Raw genomic sequence first — 17,126 nt, 5'->3', positions numbered from 1 at the left:
TTACAAACCAGACGATGAGCGATTGTTCAGCCCTGCTGCGGCAGTTGAGCATCATTGTCTTTGAAGACACAACCGTTCGGCCTTTTCCTAGTTCCCGATTCGGCTTCATTCCCAATAACGCCGGCTTTAAGCCACAATTGTCTGGCCACACCCGATAAGCCACATTGGCCGCGCCAGCGGTTTGTGGTTTAACCGCACTGTTTTGCAGCATACGGGCGGCGGGCGTTAACGTCACGGCAAGGTTGGTGACCGACACTTCGGCTCGAGAATGGGAGACGGGTTTGAGTGGAATCGACGCGAAACCGTCGATGGGTCGGCGTTTGCACGGGCCGTTGCTGCTCGCGCTTATGCTTGCCTTTTCGCCGCCCCCTGCCAGCGCCTTCGAGCTGTTTGGCATAAAGGTTTTTGGCAAGGACAAGGCTGCCGAAGAGCCCGACACGATCGGCGAACCGTGGAACTACACCGTTGAGTTCGTCCTTCCCTATGGCGCAGACGATACCGAGAAGAAGCTCAAGGGTGCCTCATCCCTCTGGGCGGACCGGGAAAAGCCGGCCTCGGGCGCAGCCGGCCTGATCGTCAAGGCGCGCGGCGATTACCGCCGCCTGCTGAACACGCTCTATGGTTCGGCCCACTATGGTGGCTCAATCAGCATCACCATCGACGGAAGGGAAGTATCCGAACTGCCCATCGACGCCGACATCGCCAATCCGGCCAGTGTCCGCGTTGCCGTCGATCCCGGTTCGGTGTTCCATTTCGGCCAGGCACGCATCGTCAATCAGGCACCGCCGCCCCTCAACCGAAACGACCGCGTGGAAGATCCGGCAAAAGAAGGTTTCCAGACCGGCGAAGTCGCAGCATCCGGAACCATCCTGAGAGCCGGACGCCTCGCCGTCGAAGCGTGGCGGCACCAGGGGCACGCGAAAGCCGAGATCGTGGAGCGGCGCGTCACCGCCGCTCATGAAAGCAAGACCGTTGACGCCATCCTCACCGTCGAGCCCGGACGCCGTGCCGCCTATGGCGCCGTCACCGTCAGCGGCACGGAACGGATGGACCCCGATTTCGTTGCGCGTCAGACCGGTCTCGTGCCCGGACGCGAATACGATCCCGACGATCTGGAACGGGCCCGCAAGCGGCTGTCGAAGCTCGACGTCTTCCGCTCGGCCCGGATCGAGGAAGCAGACGAGATCGGCGCCGACGGCATTCTGCCGCTCGCCGTCATCGTCCAGGAGCGCCTGCCCCGCCGTTTTGGTGTCGGCGGCACCTATTCGACGCTCGACGGGCTCGGCGTGCAGGCCTACTGGATGCACCGCAACCTCTTCGGCCGCGCCGAACGGCTGCGCTTTGAAGGTCAGGTTTCCGGCATTGGCAACACGTTCAAGCCGGAGGATCTGACGTACCGCGTGGGCGCGACTTTCATCAAGCCCGGCGTCTATACGCCCGACACGGACTTCCAGGCGTCGATCTTCGGCGACCGCGAAGTTCTCGAGCGGTATACGCGCACGGCGGTCAGCGCCGAGTTCGGCTTCCGGCACGAATTCACCGAAGAGCTTTCAGGAAGCCTTTTCGCCAATGCCGGCCGCGCCCGTTTCGAAGACGATTTCGGCACACGCGATTTCACCACAGTCGGGCTCGCAGGCACCCTCACCTATGACAGCCGCGACAACCCCGCGGACGCCACCGAAGGCTACTTCGCCGAACTGTCGCTCGAACCGTTCTACGAGATGGAATACCGCAACCTGGCTGCCCGCATGCTTCTGGAGGGCCGTGCCTATTATGATTTCGGCAGCGATGGCCGCTTCGTCCTGGCAGGACGCGCCAAGATCGGCGCGCTGGTTGGCGCCCCGATTGACGAGACACCGCCGGACAAGCTGTTCTTCGCCGGTGGCGGCGGTTCGGTGCGCGGGTATGCCTATCGGAACATCGGCGTCGAAACGGCGAACGGCATTGCCGGCGGCCGCTCGCTGATGGAGGCCTCCGCCGAACTGCGCGCCCGCATCACCAGTTCCATCGGTGTCGTCGGCTTCGTCGACGCGGGCACCGTCGGCTCCGAATCCTTCCCGGACTTCTCCGAGGATGTGCGGATCGGCGTCGGCGCCGGTTTGCGCTATCTTACCCCGCTCGGCCCAGTGCGCCTTGACGTCGCCGTCCCTCTCGACAAGCGAGACGGCGACCCGGGCGTCGCCTTCTACGTCGGAATAGGACAAGCGTTTTGATCCGCTTTTTCGCAGCTCTGACCCTGTTGTTCGTCCTCCTGCCGGCCATGGCGCAGGATACACCCAGCGAGCGCACGCCCGATGAGGAGCGCTCATTCTTCACGCGCCTCCTGGAGGATCAGCTCTCCACGCCGAACCGGCAGATCCGTATTTCCGGCATTTCCGGCGCCCTCTCTTCGCAGGCAACCATCGGTGAAATCACCATTGCCGACCGCGAAGGCATCTGGCTCCGCATAGGCAATGCCTCGATCGACTGGAGCCGTTCCACGCTTCTGCTTCGCCAGCGCCTTGAAGTGCAGAGGCTTGCTGCCGAAACCATCGAAGTGATGCGCCGTCCGCTGCCGGACGAAGGCCTGCCCGCTCCCGAATCGCGGTCGTTCCAGGTCCCCGAACTGCCGCTGGCGGTCAATCTGGAACAGCTTGAAGTCGAGCAGGCAAGCTTCGGCGAGGCGGTTTTCGGACTTGCCGCCGAGCTCTCGCTGACGGGCGCGCTCAGGATCGACAGCGGGGCGCTCGATACCGATTTCGATGTCCAGCGTCTGGACGGCCCCGGTGGCCAGTTTGCGCTCAAGGCTGCGTTTTCCAACGAAACCGAAATCCTCGATCTTGATCTGGTACTCGACGAACCGGCGGATGGTGTGGTTGCCAACCTTCTCAACGTCGAGGGGCGCCCGCCGCTCAAAGTAACCCTCGCCGGCAGCGGCCCGCTCAGCGCGCTCGACGTGAAGCTTGCGCTTGAGGCTGATGGTGTGCCTGCCTTCGGCGGCACGGCGCAGTTCCGCGAGCGCGATGAGGGGCTCGGCTTTTCCGCACGTCTTGCCGGCTCCATCCGACGCCTTGTGCCAGTCCAGTTTCAGGATTTCTTCGGTGCAGGAACGCGCATCAACGTCAACGGCGTCTCGAAGGATGGCGGCGGGATTCTGCTTGAGAATTTTCAGGTCTCGAGCGCATCCATGCGCATTGAGGCCGCAGCTGAAACCGGCAGCGACAACTTCCTGACCGCTCTCTCGCTGAGCGCCGGCGTGGCCAATCCGGCGGGCGAGCGCGTTCTGCTTCCCGTCGCCGGCGGGCAAACCTCGCTGCAGTCGGCGAAGCTCGAAATCACCTTTGGCGAAGCGGGTTCCGAGCGCTGGAATGGCAAGCTCGAGCTGGACGGGCTGCAGACCGCCGAATTCGCCGCCGGGCGCACGGTCCTGACGATGGGCGGGCTTGCCCAAAACCTCAACGACCCGCTTTCACGCCGCGTCAGTTTCGAGATCGACGGCGGCCTCTCGCAGATCACCGCCAGGCAGGCAAAGATCGCCGAGGCGCTTGGTGATGCGCTGACGATTGCCGCTCGCGGCGACTGGCAGGCGGGGAACCCGGTACGGCTGGAAAACCTCAGCGTTTCCGGCAACGGTCTCGAAACCGCCCTCACCGGCCAGATTGACGACTTCGCCTTCACCGGTGACATCAAGCTCGGCGCTTCCGACATCGCCCCCTTCTCCGGTCTTGCGGATCAGGCGCTCGGTGGCGCGGTCGACCTGACCGCAAGCGGTACGGTGCGCCCCATCAGCGGCGCCTTCGATCTCAATCTCGACGGCACCGCAACCGATCTGCGCATCGAAAACGAGGCCGCGGGAAATCTTCTTGCCGGCACCACACGCATCGAGGGCGGGGTTGCCCGCGGCCCCGAAGGACTGACCGCCCGCAACCTGCGGCTCGCCAACGATCAGTTCAGCATGCGCGCCGACGGCACCTTCGCGTCTGGCGCCGCAAACTTCCGTTTCGACGCCGCGCTCGAGGATATGGCACTTCTCGCAAAGAATGCATCCGGCCCTCTGTCAGCCACGGGACGCGCCGAGGGTGGTGAGGGGCGCATCAACCTCACATTCAAGGCAGATGCGCCACGCGGCAGCCTTTCCGGCCGCGATCTCAGCGAAGCCACGCTGGGCTTCGACGGCCAGCTCGAAGAGCAGGTTCTGACCGGCACGATAGACGGCAACGCCTTTCTCTCCGGTGAGCGTGTCGACCTTGCCGGCCGGCTCCTTCTTTCGCCCGAGCAACGGCAACTGACCGAACTCGCATTTCGGGCCGGCGGCGCGACCGCCAGCGGCAACATCATTCAGGATGTTCGGAAAAACCTTATCGACGGCAGAATAAGCATCGATGCCGCCGACGTCTCGACCGCCGCGGCCCTGTTTCTGCGTGAGGCGACCGGCAGTGTGAAGGCCGATCTCTCCCTGTCACAGGTTGATGATCGTCAGATCGCCGACATCAACGCCACCATTCGCGATCTGGAAATCGAACAGACGCGGGTTTCGAGCGCCACGGTTGCGGCCACTGTGGAAGACCTCTTCGGCGTGCCCGCCGTCGTGGGCTCCATCAATGCGCAGGACATCAGCGCCGGTGGCGTGGGCATCGCCCGGCTTGAAGCCACCGCCCGCCAGAATGAGGGTGCCACGGATTTCGAGGGCAAGGCCCTTCTCGACCAGGGCACACAGCTTGAAGCCCGGGGCGCGCTTGCGCCCGCGGGCGACGGTTATCGTGTCCGGCTCAACCGCCTCGGCCTCGAGCAGGGCGCGGTTCAGGCCCGGCTGGTGGAACCCACCTCCCTCCTGGTGGAGGGAAGCGCTTTTACACTCGATCCGCTGGCCATCGATGTCGCGGGCGGGCGCATCACCGCCGGCGGCCGTGTTGCCGACGTTCTCGATCTGGCCGTCAATCTTGAGCGGGTGCCGCTTGCCATCGCCAACACGATCCAGCCCGATCTCGGCCTCGGTGGCACGCTTGACGGCAAGGCGGACATCAAGGGCACGCCCGACAGGCCGCTCGTGAATTTCGACATCGACGGGCGTGGCATCACCTCCCCGGTCCTCGCGCAGGCGGGCCTCAGCACGCTAACGATAGACGCGACAGGAACGAGCGAAGGCAACCGGCTGAACGTTGACACCAGCGTCACCAGCCCTGAAGGGTTGAACGCGTCTGCACGCGGCACGGTGCCGTTCGATGACAGCCAGCTCTCCATGGATGTGGCGCTCAACGCGTTCCCGCTGGCAGCCCTGAACCGGGTCGTGCGCGGCCAGGACCTTTCCGGTCAGGTGACGGGCAGCGCCCGCGTTACCGGCAGGCTCGCGGCACCGCAGGCAAGCTTCGACATGCGCGCAAGCGGCCTGCGGGCCGCGCCCCTGACCAGCGCGGGCCTCGGCCCGCTTCAGCTTGCCGCGAGCGGGCGCTATTCGGGCAATGCGGTACAGCTCGCCCGCCTGACCGCCGACGGCCCGTCCGGGCTGGGCATCGAGGCGAGCGGCACCATTCCGCTGTCCGGCGCAGGCCTTGGCTTAAACGTGGCGGGTACCGCACCGCTTTCAATCGCCAACCGCATTCTCGCCGACCGCGGCACCCAGATTTCCGGCACGGCCTCCGCCAATATCCGTGTCACCGGCGCAGTGGCCAACCCGGTCATCAACGGCACCATATCCACCGCCAATGCCTCCGCGGTCGATCCGCTCACCAATCTGCGCATCAGCGACGTACGTCTGGCAGCAGCCGTCAATGGCGATCGCATATCGATCACGGAAGGGTCGGCGGCGCTGGCAGCCGGCGGCAGGGTTTCGGTGTCGGGCACAATCTCGACCAATGCACAGGCAGGATTTCCCGCCGATCTCAGGATCGGTCTGGACAATGCCAGACACACCGACGGCGAAATGGTGACGGCGACCGTCAACGGCGCGCTCTCCATGACCGGCCCCCTCACCCGCGACCCGCTGCTTGCCGGCGAGGTCAACATCGAACGCGCCGAGATCATTGTGCCTGAAAGCCTTGGTGGCGGCGCTTCGGCGATCGACGTGCGTCATCTCAACCCACCGCCGGCTGTACAGCGGACACTGGAGCGCGCACGCGCCGACGACGGCACGCCGATGCCCTCGGCGCGCCCGAGCGTCATGCGGCTCAACGTCAATGTAACGGCACCCGCGCGCATCTTCGTGCGCGGACGGGGCCTCGACGCCGAGCTCGGCGGCTCGGTCAGGCTGACGGGGCCGGTGACCAATATCCAGCCGGTCGGCGGGTTCAAGTTGATCCGTGGGCGTCTGTCCATCATCGGCCAGCGCATCACCTTCGACGAAGGCCAGGTGACCCTTGTGGGCGATCTCGACCCACAGCTCGATTTCGTCGCCCGCTCGCGCGGCAACGACATCATCGTTTTCATCAATGTCAGGGGCCGTGTCTCCGACCTCAACATCACATTCTCCTCGCAGCCCGAACTGCCTGAGGACGAGGTTCTGGCGCGCCTTATCTTCAACCGCGGCATCGACGAGCTTTCCGCCGTGCAGATCGCCCAGCTTGCGGCGGCGGCAGCCGAGCTTGCCGGAGGATCCAACACCTCGCTCCTTGGCTCGCTGCGCAACGCGACCGGGCTGGACGATCTGGATGTCGTTACCGACAGCGAGGGCAACGCCGCCGTCCGCGCCGGTCGCTATATCCAGGACAACATCTATCTGGGGGTCGAGGCAGGCGCGAAAGGCACGACACGCGGCACCATCAATCTCGACATCACCGAAGATCTGAAGGCGCGCGGTGCAGTCGGGTCCGACGGCAATTCAAGCCTCGGTATCTTCTTCGAAAAAGACTACTGATCCGCACAAAAGAAAGCCGGCCAGTGAAACTGGCCGGCAAACGGCGCGCTTGGTTCGGGTCGGGGGGATGGTGGGGGCGCGCCTTGAGCATGAACCCGCCCGGGCAACAAAGGTTCCAAACGAAGTTTCATTTTTCCAATTCCCGGCCTGGCGGGTATGCCGCAATCCACCCTACAGCGCCGCGCGTCTTATAAGACGCGCAAAGGACGCTGTAACACTTTCAAATGATGCATGTTCGTTGTCTTTCAAATGAATTCATTTGAAAGCGACATGCATTAACGCTGCCAGCCCTGCGCCCCGATCAGCGGCACGAAGGAGACCGGCGCCAGCGTCTCCGTTCGAAATGAGTTCTCGCCTTCCCGGACAATGCAATTAAGCTGTTGCGGACCGGACGCCGAACCGACCGGCATGACAAGCCGCCCGCCCGGTGCAAGCTGCACGCGCAGCGCCTCCGGCACACGCGGCCCCGCTGCCGCCACGACGATGGCGTCGAACGGTGCCTCTTCAGGCAATCCAAGCGTTCCATCGCCGACGACAATGCTGACATTGTCCAGATAGCCGGCGTCGGCCAGACGCCTGCGCGCCGCAATTGCCAGCGAATCATGCCGTTCAACCGAGAACACATGGCCTGCAAGCCGGGAGAGAATCGCGGTCGAATAGCCGGACCCCGTGCCCACTTCGAGCACCCGGCTTTGCGGCCCGAGATCGGCGGCTTCCGTCATAAGGGCAACGATATAGGGCTGGGATATGGTTTGCCCGTCGCCGATGGGCAGAGCGCCATCCTCATAGGCGAGTTCGGAAAGATGCGCCGGCACGAACAGTTCGCGCGGCACTTCAGCCATCGCATCGAGCACGGCTTCGGACGCAATGCCGCGCCGTCTCAGCACCGACAGCATTTCGCTGCGGCGGTTTTCGTTGATATGGGTATCGGTGTTGCTGCTCAAACCTGCCCAGCTTCAATCATGGAAACGTCGATATCCCATAATGCCGCCAAACGGTCCTCAACGTCCATCCTTGCGGCTATGACCTGATGCATAACGGCGCGCGGAACATGCATAGCTTGGCTGCCTGGGACCCCGGAGCTTTCGCGCAAACGCTGATGAGAGAAGGTTTGGTGGGTGATACAGGGCTCGAACCTGTGACCCGCTGATTAAGAGTCAGCTGCTCTACCAACTGAGCTAATCACCCGACCGTTTCGTGCGGCAATCAGGTCGCCGTCAACCGAATGACCGGCTCCTTAAACGGTTTCGTGCAAGCATGCAAGACACTCTGACACGAGTTTGTCACTTATTGCTCAAATCAACAGCCTGCCCTCCGCCACGCGGATCGCATGGCCTCCGATGCGGGCGGATTCGACCGCACCCCCGTGGACATCGATTTCGAGGCGAATGCTGGACGGTCGCCCCATTTCAATGCCCTGTTCGATCAGCAGACCATGCGACCCGTCGACCAGGGCATCGTGCTGCATGATCGCACCGGCAAAGGCTGCCGCCGCCGAGCCGGTGGCCGGATCCTCAGCGATCCCGTCGTCCGGGGCAAACATGCGCACATGAAAGGCATGATCGTGGTTCACCGTCTCCCTGCAGTAAATGTAAGGAGCGGCGGCCGGCCCCTCCAGTTCGGGGAGAAGCGAGCGCCAGAGCGCTGCGTCGATCCGGGCACGGCGCGCGACATCCAGATCGGCGACAGGCACGCACACATAGGGCACGCCGGCGCTCCAGGTGCTGATTGCGTGGTTCTCGAACCCGATTTCATGATGCCCGAGCCCGAGGGCCGCAGCCACCGCCTCCGGTTCGATCGGAATCGGCAAAGACACCGGAAGCCTGGGCAGATCGAACTCCGCATAGGCCGCGTTCTTCCCGACCGTCACCGCGCAGCGCACCGCCCCCACCGCTTCTTCGAGCATCAGGATGGAGGTCCGAATGCCGTCGCCACCGGTGCCCGCCCGCTCCGCCAGTGCAATGGCTGTGCCGACTGTCGGATGTCCGGCAAAAGGCAGTTCCGTACGGGGTGTGAAGATGCGCAGTCGGGCGGTGTGGTTGTCATGCTCCGCTGGCAGGACGAACACGGTCTCAGAGAGATTGAACTCACCCGCGATCCGCTGCATGGCCGTATCGTCGAGGCCCTCTGCATCGAGCACGATGGCCAGCGGATTTCCCGCCAGAGCCTCATCGGAAAAAACGTCGTAAATATAATAGTTTCGCCCAGTCATCTCGCCTCTCACGGAAATATGCACGCTATTCGCACAATACGGTCGATCCGGCATCGCTTTGCCATCTTTTGCCCACTTTCGTCATACCACGTCACCGCGAACGGGGCGCGCTGCAAACGACAGGCGGACCATGAAAATGACCGATCATGAATCCGGCGGGGTCGCATCGGCGATCGCGCAAGACCCCAGCGATAAAGCCAGGTCATCGAGAAAAAAACGCCGCTGGCCCCTGCTGCTGACGGGTGCAGCCTTGTTGGCGGCCGGCATCTGGTTCTTTGCAGGCGCCCGGTCAGGGCAGCCGGAAGCAGCCTATGCGAGCCAGCTCGTGGAACGTGGCAATCTCGTCGCACGGGTCGCGACAACGGCCGTCCTGCGCCCGCGCACACAGATCGAGATTTCAAGCGAGCTGAAAGGCACGGTTCAGTCCGTGCCCGTTCGACAAAATCAGCGCATCCGGCGCGGCGACATCCTCGCGCAGCTCGATTCCACGGTTTTCGAATATGAGGTGGAACGCGGGGAGGCGTTTGTGGAAACAGCTCGGGCAAGCCTGTCCGATGCAGGGATTTCATTGAAGGAAGCAGAAAGGAAGCTCGCTCGCGCCAGGGCTCTCAGAGCCAAAAACGCGCTCAGCGAGCAGAAGCTGGAAGACGTGCAGGCCGAATATGATCGGGCGCAGAACCGCGTCGCCACTGCCAGGGCCGATCTTTCGGTCAAGCAGGTGGAACTCAGGCTCAAGCGCTTCAATCTCAGTCGAACGACGATCCGCTCGCCCATCGATGGCGTGGTGCTCTCGCGCAGTGCAGAACCGGGCAAAACGATGTTCGCCTCGTCCGACGACGGTGTGCTCTTCATCCTCGCCGAAGACCTGGAGCGGATGGAGCTGATCGCAAAAATCAACGAAGCCGATATCGGCGCGGTCGCTCAGGGGCAGGAGGCGAGTTTCACGGTCGACGCCTATCCCGACCGGACCTTCAGCGCGGAGATCCGCGATGTGTCCTTCGCCCACAAGAGCGATGACAATCTGGTTACCTATGAGGCCAATCTCGACGTGCGCAACAGCGACCTCAAGCTGCGCCCGGGCATGACCGCTTCCGTGTCGATAAAAACGGACGAAGCCGAAAACGCTCTCCTCATCCCTGCGAGCGCTTTGCGGTACAGGCCGCAGATCATTGAAGAGGAGCCGGCCCTGAAGGAGCCCGGAGAGCCGCAGGACTCCGCCCTCGTTCACGTGCTTGAAAACGGCAAGCTAAAGCCGGTACGTGTGCGGCTTGGCGTGCGCAACTGGGAGAAGGTCGAGGTGCTCTCCGGCCTGTCGGAGGGCCAGAGCGTCGTCACCGGCGATCTGACCGGTGCGCACGCGCAATGAACGCGCCGGGCAAAACCGCGCCGCTTCTCGTATTCGAGAATGTGTGGCGCAGCTACGGTGGGGGCGACACACAGGTCCATGCACTCTCAGGCGTCAGTTTCGGGATCGAACGGGGAACATTCACCGCCGTAACCGGGCCCTCGGGCTCTGGGAAATCCACCGCCATGAACATTCTCGGCGCCCTCGATGTTCCGTTCCGCGGCAGCTACCGTTTCATGGGCTCGGATGCCGGTCGGCTGGACAACTCCAGCAGGGCGGAACTGCGCAACCGGCATATCGGATTCGTGTTTCAGGGCTACAATCTCCTTCCCCGGACGACGGCACTCGAAAACGTCGAGCTTCCACTCATCTACCGTGGTCTTCCGGCCCCTGGGCGACGCGCCATGGCCGAAAAGGCTCTGGAACAGGTCGGGCTCGAAGGACGCAGGCACCACACACCGGCCGCCCTCTCCGGCGGTCAGCAGCAACGCGTCGCCATCGCCCGCGCACTGGTGTCGGAGCCGACCCTGCTCTTGGCCGACGAACCGACCGGCAATCTGGACACCGAGCGCAGCCACGAAATCATGGCACTGCTGACGGCGCTCAACCGTGAACGCGGGCTGACCATCGTCATGGTGACCCACGAGGCCGACATCGCAGCCTTTGCCAGCCGCCAGATCAGCTTTCGAGACGGACGCATCGCCTTCGACAGCGATGCCGGGGCGGCAGTCTGATGTTCCTGGAGTCTGTCCGTCTCGCGCTGCGCTCCATCGCCCGCAACAAGATGCGTTCACTCCTGACGCTTCTGGGTGTCATCATCGGCGTGGCGGCGGTGATCGCACTGCTGACCATCGGCGGCGGCGCCAGGGAGCAGATACGTGCCGAAATGGCCGGCCAGGGCAGTCGCCTGATTTTCGTCTTTGCCGGCATGGTTCGTGATCCCGCTTCGCCAGCCGAAATCAAGGTGCAGCCACTCACAAACGAGCACCTGATGAACCTGGACAAATCCATTGGCCAGCACGCAACCATTGCCGCCCAGGCCGAAACCCGGCTACGCGTTTCCTATGGGGCGCGTGGTCTCTCGGCACAGATCCGGGGCGTGAGCGAATCCTATTTCACGCTGCGCGAATGGACGCTGAAGCGCGGTCGCCTGCTCTCTCCCCTCGAGGTGGCCAGCCATGCCGGAACCTGTGTGATCGGCAGCAAGGTGGCCAACGCCCTTTTCGGCACGGAGAACCCTATCGGAGCCCGCATTCGCATCGGCCGCCCCCATTGCCGGGTCGTCGGTGAACTCGCACCTAAGGGCGCTTCATTCGCCGGGGAGCAGGACGCACTCGCCCTCATTCCACTCGGTCTCTTTCAATCCCGGATCAGCGGCAGGAACGAGCTTGCCCAGATATTGATCAACGCTCCCAGCGAGGCATCGGTTGCGCCACTGAAAGTGCGGGTTGCCGAAGAGATGCGCCGTCTCCGCCGAATAGCACCTGGGCGCAACGACGATTTTCAGGTTGATGACATGGCCGAATATATGCGCCAGGCGGGCAGCATCATCGGCAATGTCACGGCCATACTCGGCGCCATCGCCGCCATCAGCCTGCTGGTGGGCGGCATCGGCATCATGAACATCATGCTGGTGTCGGTAACCGAACGCACCCGTGAGATCGGCATCCGCATGGCGATCGGCGCACGCCAGCGCGACATTCTGGTTCAGTTCCTGACCGAGGCATCCGTGCTTTCGCTGCTCGGCGGGCTGATCGGCATCGGGCTCGGCCTTGCCATTGCATGGGTCGTCACCGCATTCATGAATGTCAGCTTTGTGCCGAGCCTCTCGGCGATCAGCGCAATCGCGGCTGTCTCCGTCATGATTGGGGTCGTTTTCGGCTTCTTGCCGGCACTGCGCGGTGCGCGGCTCGATCCCATCGACGCCCTGCGGCATGAATGATCGCTGAATGCGCCGCCCGCCCGGTCAGGTAATGTTGAGCTGAACAACCACCGGACAATGGTCGGATGCCTTCGGACGATCCCAGCCAACGCGCGGAAAGCGTGGCACGTCCTGTTCCGGTGGAAAGATCGTGCGCCAGGGCTGCCCCGAGCGGATAATATCCGGAACCGCACGGGGGTTCCGCTCCGCCAGCGCCTTCGAGGCAAGCAGATAGTCGAGCTGGCAAAGGTGACGTTCTTCCGGCCCGCGCGTGTGATAAAGCGTCCAGCGGTCCATCTCGGGGCGGCGTTCGACGAGATTCTGGCAGAAACCGCCGGCCGTCAGCATGTTGACGCTCGAAAGCGGCTCCCGCACGGGCTCGAACCGGTAGCCCTCATGCGCTTCACCGGAAATGACGACGCGCTCGCGATAGTCGTTCAGGTCACCGCAGATGACCCAGCGCTTCGCAGAAGCCCGCTCCGCTCCACCGAAGCGCTCCTCGATGATCTGCCGAACCGCCGCAGCCTCGGCCATTCGTACCGGCATGGAGGCCTCTCGCCCGTCCATGCCGTTGCGCGGCGGGCTCATGGCCTTGAAGTGCACGACGTAAAGCGTCATGGGCCGCCCACCGACCTTGATGTCGAGTTCCAGACAGTCGCGACGGAAAATGCGGTCCTGCGGCTCGATCCCGAGTTCCGCCAGCGCTTCGTTGTGGAGGTCGAGATCGGCGAAGGTCAGATGCGCGTGGCTGGTCATGCGCTCAAATTCAATCGGCTGACCATGCGCGGTCTCGGGCCGCATCATCACCGCCACGTCAATGCCGCGTGAATCATTCCCGGAAGCGGAATATTTCTCGCGGTAGCCATTGCCGATCATCTTGAAGAGGTAGCCGTATTCGAATGCCTTGAGCGCAGCGATATTGTCGACTTCCTGAAGGCACAGAATATCAGCACGCGTCGCGGCGATCGCAAGCGCGGTCAATTGCCTGGCGTCGTCCGTCAGCGCAATGGCGCGCGCCTGTTCGAGCGCGCGATAGTGCGCCTCATCCTCGATCTCGTAGAGCGAAAGCGCGCGATCCCGATGCAAATCGTTGCGGAACCCGGAAAAATCGAACCGGTTCATCAGGTTTTCGACGTTGAAAGTGGCGAGCCGGAGCGACATGCCTGCACGTTTAAACGGTGCAGCGCGGATTACAAGCCCGCATCCTGGCCCGCACCGATCGCGCCCCTGCCCTTCGTCCCTGCTGCCTGGCTCAGAGGCCCGTGAAGGTCGCCATTCATCACACGTTCATGGAGTTTATGCTTGCTTCTGATACTATAAGCATCTCTGACATTGCTAAAGCGAAGGAGATGAAGGGGCATTTTTTGGGGGTCTGGAAATCAGGAGACCACTATGAAACACGGACTGACAAAAATCGCCTGTTCGGGCCTGCTCGCCCTGGGCTTCGTCTTCGTCGGTGCGCCGGCAAACGCCAATGCGCTTGGCATCGCCAGCGGTGCAGCCTCGAGTGCGGTAGAGCGTTCGGCAGCTGAAACACCTGTCGTGCAGGTCGACCGGCGGGATCGCAGGAAATGGCGCCGCCACCACGAGCGCCGCAAGTGGCACCGGCATCGCCCGCGGGCGGGCTTCTACTTCGAGTTTGGCCGCCCCGCTCCCTATTACTACCGGCCCTACCACGTTCGCCCGCGCCCTGCCCGTCCCTATTATGGCCGGCCTGTGAGGCTGTCCCGTGCGCATGTGCGCTGGTGCTACAACCGCTATCGGTCGTATCGGGCGTTCGACAACACGTTCCAGCCCTATCACGGCCCGCGCAGGCCCTGCGTCTCACCGTATTTCCGGTAGGAGGAAGCAGGCTGGATTACCGAGAATGGCGCGGCCGGTCCGCGCCATTTTTCATGGCCGGATCCCTGCACCGGAACAATTTGCAAAAACTGTTACGACAATCCGACTTTTATGACGGGAGGACGCGACTAAAGTCCAGAAAATCTATCTGGAGTTGCATAAAATGCGTTCTTTGAAACTGGTCCTGATTGTCGCTCTTTGTCTGCTCGGCGCCCAGAATGCGTCTGCCGGCCGTCTGGTTCTTTCGGCCGGGAACCGTGTCTGTCTGGACAACTGGAACGAACGACGCGCGATGCGGCGTCTCTTTCCCGGCCGCATGCAACTGACGCTGGGCGACATGCATCGCCGCCATTGGATAGAGCGTTGCCGCACGATGTACCGGCTTCACGACCGCGCCATTCCCTCATGGTCGCGCTGGCACGATCCGCATGGCCGCTTTGCAGGCTATTTCTACGGCTTCAACGATGTTTACGGCCCGGGACGGCCGCTCTTCAGGCCGCGGCATGGAACACGGTCGTTTTACTGGCGCTACCAGCCGAAACGCACCTACCAGCGGGCGATGCCGCGCGCCTATCCGGGCCACAATGCCCGTGCGGCACATCTTGCCTGGTGCAGCAAAAAATATCGCTCCTACCGGGCCGGCGACAACAGCTTTCAGCCCTACAAGGGACCGCGCAGGCGCTGCGTCTCGCCCTATGGGCGATAGAGCAATTCCAGGAAAAGCGGGAGCGCTCCAGAATGCCGCCCTCCGCGGGGAGCCATGACGCTCAACCGCGAAACAGCCCCCGATAGGCACGCGGTGTCATGCCGCGCAGTGCCTTGAACTGTCGGTTGAAATTGGCGAGCGAATGATAGCCCACCGCCTCGGCCACATGGCTGATTGGCTGGTCTCCCGATGAAAGGCGCATGCAGGCCTCGCCGATGCGCAACCGCATCACATAGTCGGAAATGCTGGTGCGCATGTGCCGGCGAAACAGGCGATGCAGGCCGGACGCGCTGAGCGCGGCGATCCCGGCCAGATCTCCATTGCTGAGGCCTTCCGCATAGTGCGTGTGGATGTGCAGCAATACCCGGTCGATCCGCTCGCGGTCGGCACGGTCGAGGTCGCGGGCGGCCACCGTGCTCGCAAGAGGTTCGGCATCCCCGTCCCCGGCCAAAAGCAGAAGAACCCTGACCAGCGCGAGAAACCGCTCGGCCAGTTCCGCCTCGAACAGGGATTCAATCATCGGCCGCGCCCGACGGGAAACCTGTGGCGAAAAGGCAAGTCCCGCCTCCGCGCGCGCCAGAAGCCCGGCAATGGGACGCAGTTCGGCAAACCCCTCCCCCAGCGCCTGCGCCCATTCATGACGAAACCACATGACTAGCGCCACATGTGGCTGCGCCGGGTCCGGCCTGGCGCGCGAGGCCCATGTGTGCGGCAGGTTCGCCCCCACAAGCACCAGATCGCCATCGCCGTATTCGCCAACATGGTCGCCGACAAAACGCTGCCCCTTCGAATTGAGCGTCAGCGTCAGCTCGTATTCGGGATGGTGGTGCCATTCGAAGGGAATGCCATCGTCGAGCCGCCGGTTGAGCATGCTCCAGGATGCACCCGGCACGGTTGGCAATGTCTCAAGAAACGGCCTCATCGGGCGCTCCCTCGCCATAGAACGCCATAATTGTATCAATATCGGCCATGTCAGTACAACACCGCCATGTGTGGCGGCAGTATTCTGTTGCCAGCAATGCAGAATTCCTGGGAGGAAACCATGCAGGAAGCAGTCATCAAACGCGACGCGCACCCTTCGACCAGCAAGATCGGCACGCAGCTAAAAGACATCGAGAAGACGCTGCCGCTGCGCGTTCTTTCACCCGAAGACTGGCAGCACTGGATCACCAGAGGCTACGTTATCGTGCGCCAGGCCGTGCCGCGGGAGAATGTCGAACGCCTCGTCGACCTGCTCTGGGCGTTTGACGAGAAAGACCCGAACGATCCTTCCACCTGGTACGCCCCGCAGCGCCGCGAGCACAAGATGAAGGAGCTCAACAACACCGGCATGCTGGAGATCTACAATCACCAGTATCTGTGGGACAATCGGATGGAACCGCGCGTCTATGACGCCTTCGTGGACATCTGGGACCGGGAGGACCTTTGGGTGACCATCGACCGCGCCAATCTCAACGCGCCGAAGAAAAACCCGGGCAACCCCAACGGCTTCATCCACTGGGATGCAGACACATCGATCCGCCCCCTGCCCATCGGCGTTCAGGGCGTTTTGAGCCTGAAGAAGCAGGATGGCGATGTCGGCGGTTTCCAATGCATTCCCGAGCTTTTTGAGCATTTTGAGGAATGGGTAAAGACCCAGCCCGCCGACCGCGACCCCATGCACCCGGACACGACCGGTTTCAAAATCACCAATATCGACATGGAAGCGGGCGACCTCCTGATCTTCAACTCGCTCCTGGCGCATGGCGTGCGGCCCAACCATTCGAAAGACCGGGTGCGGATGGCGCAGTATATCTCGATGCACCCGGCCGAATATGAGAACGAGGAAGAACGCCAGGAACGCATCCGCCTGTGGCGCGAACTGGATCACCCCAAACGAGACGCCTTCCCCGGCGACCCGCGCGAATGGGAAAAGAAGAACGCGAAGACGGCCGAGCTTACGGAGTTGGGGGAAAAGCTCTTGGGGTTGAAGGGTTGGGATTGAGACGTGAGATCACGAGAAGGGTTTGCCGTCCGAGGCGAACCCTGGCCGCCGCATAGTTGAAAAGAAGCAGCAGGGTTCAGGATTTATCGCTTTCGATGGAAGGCAACCCGCTTCCCTTTGGGCAGGGATAAGGCTTGCTTATGCCTGCCCGCTTTGTCCTTCTTCGATACCTTATGAAAAATGCCAAACACAAATTTGCCGCAAACACTGAATAACAAGGCAGGCATAGAAGAAATTAATACTTTAAAGAGCAATGGTTTTAGGTAATGAATAGAATATCAATTTCA

12 protein-coding genes and 1 tRNA gene are annotated in these 17,126 nt (G+C 62.6%); 8 read left to right on the top strand and 5 right to left on the bottom strand.

All coding sequences use genetic code 11. The features are described from left to right. Positions 1-308: 308 nt before the first annotated feature. Positions 309-2,213: an autotransporter assembly complex protein TamA gene (locus KUG85_RS00820; RefSeq protein ID WP_065815005.1), complete on the top strand. Its 1,905-nt coding sequence runs from the start codon at positions 309-311 to the stop codon at positions 2,211-2,213. Next, positions 2,210-6,829 (top strand): translocation/assembly module TamB domain-containing protein, encoded by a 4,620-nt coding sequence (locus KUG85_RS00815; protein ID WP_407673622.1) that lies wholly within the window; start codon positions 2,210-2,212, stop codon positions 6,827-6,829. Before KUG85_RS00820 ends, KUG85_RS00815 begins: the two co-directional genes overlap by 4 nt. A gap of 275 nt (positions 6,830-7,104) precedes the next feature. Here the strand turns inward: KUG85_RS00815 and KUG85_RS00810 are convergent, their stop codons facing one another. The 3 genes from KUG85_RS00810 to KUG85_RS00800 form a co-directional block, all read right to left on the bottom strand. Next, positions 7,105-7,773, bottom strand: a complete 669-nt coding sequence (locus KUG85_RS00810) for a protein-L-isoaspartate(D-aspartate) O-methyltransferase (protein WP_223003823.1) — start codon at positions 7,771-7,773, stop codon at positions 7,105-7,107. Between the two features lie 168 nt (positions 7,774-7,941). Continuing rightward, a tRNA-Lys gene (locus KUG85_RS00805) sits at positions 7,942-8,017 on the bottom strand. Between the two features lie 106 nt (positions 8,018-8,123). Further along, a complete protein-coding gene (locus KUG85_RS00800; protein WP_223003822.1) occupies positions 8,124-9,041 on the bottom strand; it encodes a PhzF family phenazine biosynthesis protein in 918 nt (305 codons plus the stop codon). Between the two features lie 136 nt (positions 9,042-9,177). Here KUG85_RS00800 and KUG85_RS00795 point away from each other — a divergent pair, with 136 nt between their 5' ends. The 3 genes from KUG85_RS00795 to KUG85_RS00785 are packed head-to-tail and all read left to right on the top strand — an operon-like array spanning position 9,178 to position 12,328. Beyond that, the gene (locus KUG85_RS00795; RefSeq protein WP_223003821.1) at positions 9,178-10,407 is read left to right on the top strand and encodes an efflux RND transporter periplasmic adaptor subunit; all 1,230 of its coding nucleotides are present in this window, start codon (positions 9,178-9,180) and stop codon (positions 10,405-10,407) included. Beyond that, positions 10,404-11,120 carry an ABC transporter ATP-binding protein gene (locus KUG85_RS00790; protein WP_223003820.1) on the top strand — a complete coding sequence of 239 codons (717 nt, stop codon included), beginning with the start codon at positions 10,404-10,406 and terminating at the stop codon, positions 11,118-11,120. The genes KUG85_RS00795 and KUG85_RS00790 overlap by 4 nt, the downstream gene beginning before the upstream one ends. Further along, positions 11,120-12,328, top strand: a complete 1,209-nt coding sequence (locus KUG85_RS00785; protein ID WP_223003819.1) for an ABC transporter permease — start codon at positions 11,120-11,122, stop codon at positions 12,326-12,328. Before KUG85_RS00790 ends, KUG85_RS00785 begins: the two co-directional genes overlap by 1 nt. A 24-nt stretch (positions 12,329-12,352) precedes the next feature. Here the strand turns inward: KUG85_RS00785 and KUG85_RS00780 are convergent, their stop codons facing one another. After that, positions 12,353-13,468, bottom strand: a complete 1,116-nt coding sequence (locus tag KUG85_RS00780; RefSeq protein ID WP_065815000.1) for an endonuclease/exonuclease/phosphatase family protein — start codon at positions 13,466-13,468, stop codon at positions 12,353-12,355. Between the two features lie 231 nt (positions 13,469-13,699). Between KUG85_RS00780 and KUG85_RS00775 the strand changes: the two genes are divergently transcribed. Both KUG85_RS00775 and KUG85_RS00770 read left to right on the top strand, forming a co-directional pair. Beyond that, a complete protein-coding gene (locus KUG85_RS00775; protein ID WP_223003818.1) occupies positions 13,700-14,149 on the top strand; it encodes a BA14K family protein in 450 nt (149 codons plus the stop codon). A gap of 163 nt (positions 14,150-14,312) precedes the next feature. Continuing rightward, a complete protein-coding gene (locus KUG85_RS00770) occupies positions 14,313-14,855 on the top strand; it encodes a BA14K family protein (protein WP_223003817.1) in 543 nt (180 codons plus the stop codon). A gap of 61 nt (positions 14,856-14,916) precedes the next feature. On the opposite strand, the gene KUG85_RS00765 is transcribed toward KUG85_RS00770, so the two are convergent. Continuing rightward, entirely contained in the window at positions 14,917-15,777 is an 861-nt protein-coding gene (locus KUG85_RS00765; RefSeq protein ID WP_223003816.1) for a helix-turn-helix domain-containing protein, read from the bottom strand. Positions 15,778-15,897: 120 nt separating this feature from the next. On the opposite strand from KUG85_RS00765, the gene KUG85_RS00760 reads away from it, so the two are divergent. After that, positions 15,898-16,839 (top strand): phytanoyl-CoA dioxygenase family protein, encoded by a 942-nt coding sequence (locus KUG85_RS00760; protein WP_223003815.1) that lies wholly within the window; start codon positions 15,898-15,900, stop codon positions 16,837-16,839. Positions 16,840-17,126 lie beyond the last annotated feature (287 nt).

Origin of the sequence: Nitratireductor rhodophyticola (assembly GCF_019891355.1) — a bacterium.
GTDB classification, from domain to species: Bacteria; Pseudomonadota; Alphaproteobacteria; order Rhizobiales; family Rhizobiaceae; genus Nitratireductor; species Nitratireductor rhodophyticola.
This window is presented reverse-complemented; position numbering and strand designations above follow the sequence as displayed.

Excerpts from the sequence above, each read along its gene's own strand:
- KUG85_RS00820 (WP_065815005.1), top strand. The coding sequence starts at position 309 with ATGGGTCGGCGTTTGCACGGGCCGTTGCTGCTCGCGCTTATGCTTGCC.
- KUG85_RS00800 (WP_223003822.1), bottom strand. The coding sequence starts at position 9,041 with ATGACTGGGCGAAACTATTATATTTACGACGTTTTTTCCGATGAGGCT.
- KUG85_RS00795 (WP_223003821.1), top strand. The coding sequence starts at position 9,178 with ATGACCGATCATGAATCCGGCGGGGTCGCATCGGCGATCGCGCAAGAC.
- KUG85_RS00790 (WP_223003820.1), top strand. The coding sequence starts at position 10,404 with ATGAACGCGCCGGGCAAAACCGCGCCGCTTCTCGTATTCGAGAATGTG.
- KUG85_RS00785 (WP_223003819.1), top strand. The coding sequence starts at position 11,120 with ATGTTCCTGGAGTCTGTCCGTCTCGCGCTGCGCTCCATCGCCCGCAAC.
- KUG85_RS00780 (WP_065815000.1), bottom strand. The coding sequence starts at position 13,468 with ATGTCGCTCCGGCTCGCCACTTTCAACGTCGAAAACCTGATGAACCGG.
- KUG85_RS00775 (WP_223003818.1), top strand. The coding sequence starts at position 13,700 with ATGAAACACGGACTGACAAAAATCGCCTGTTCGGGCCTGCTCGCCCTG.
- KUG85_RS00770 (WP_223003817.1), top strand. The coding sequence starts at position 14,313 with ATGCGTTCTTTGAAACTGGTCCTGATTGTCGCTCTTTGTCTGCTCGGC.
- KUG85_RS00765 (WP_223003816.1), bottom strand. The coding sequence starts at position 15,777 with ATGAGGCCGTTTCTTGAGACATTGCCAACCGTGCCGGGTGCATCCTGG.
- KUG85_RS00760 (WP_223003815.1), top strand. The coding sequence starts at position 15,898 with ATGCAGGAAGCAGTCATCAAACGCGACGCGCACCCTTCGACCAGCAAG.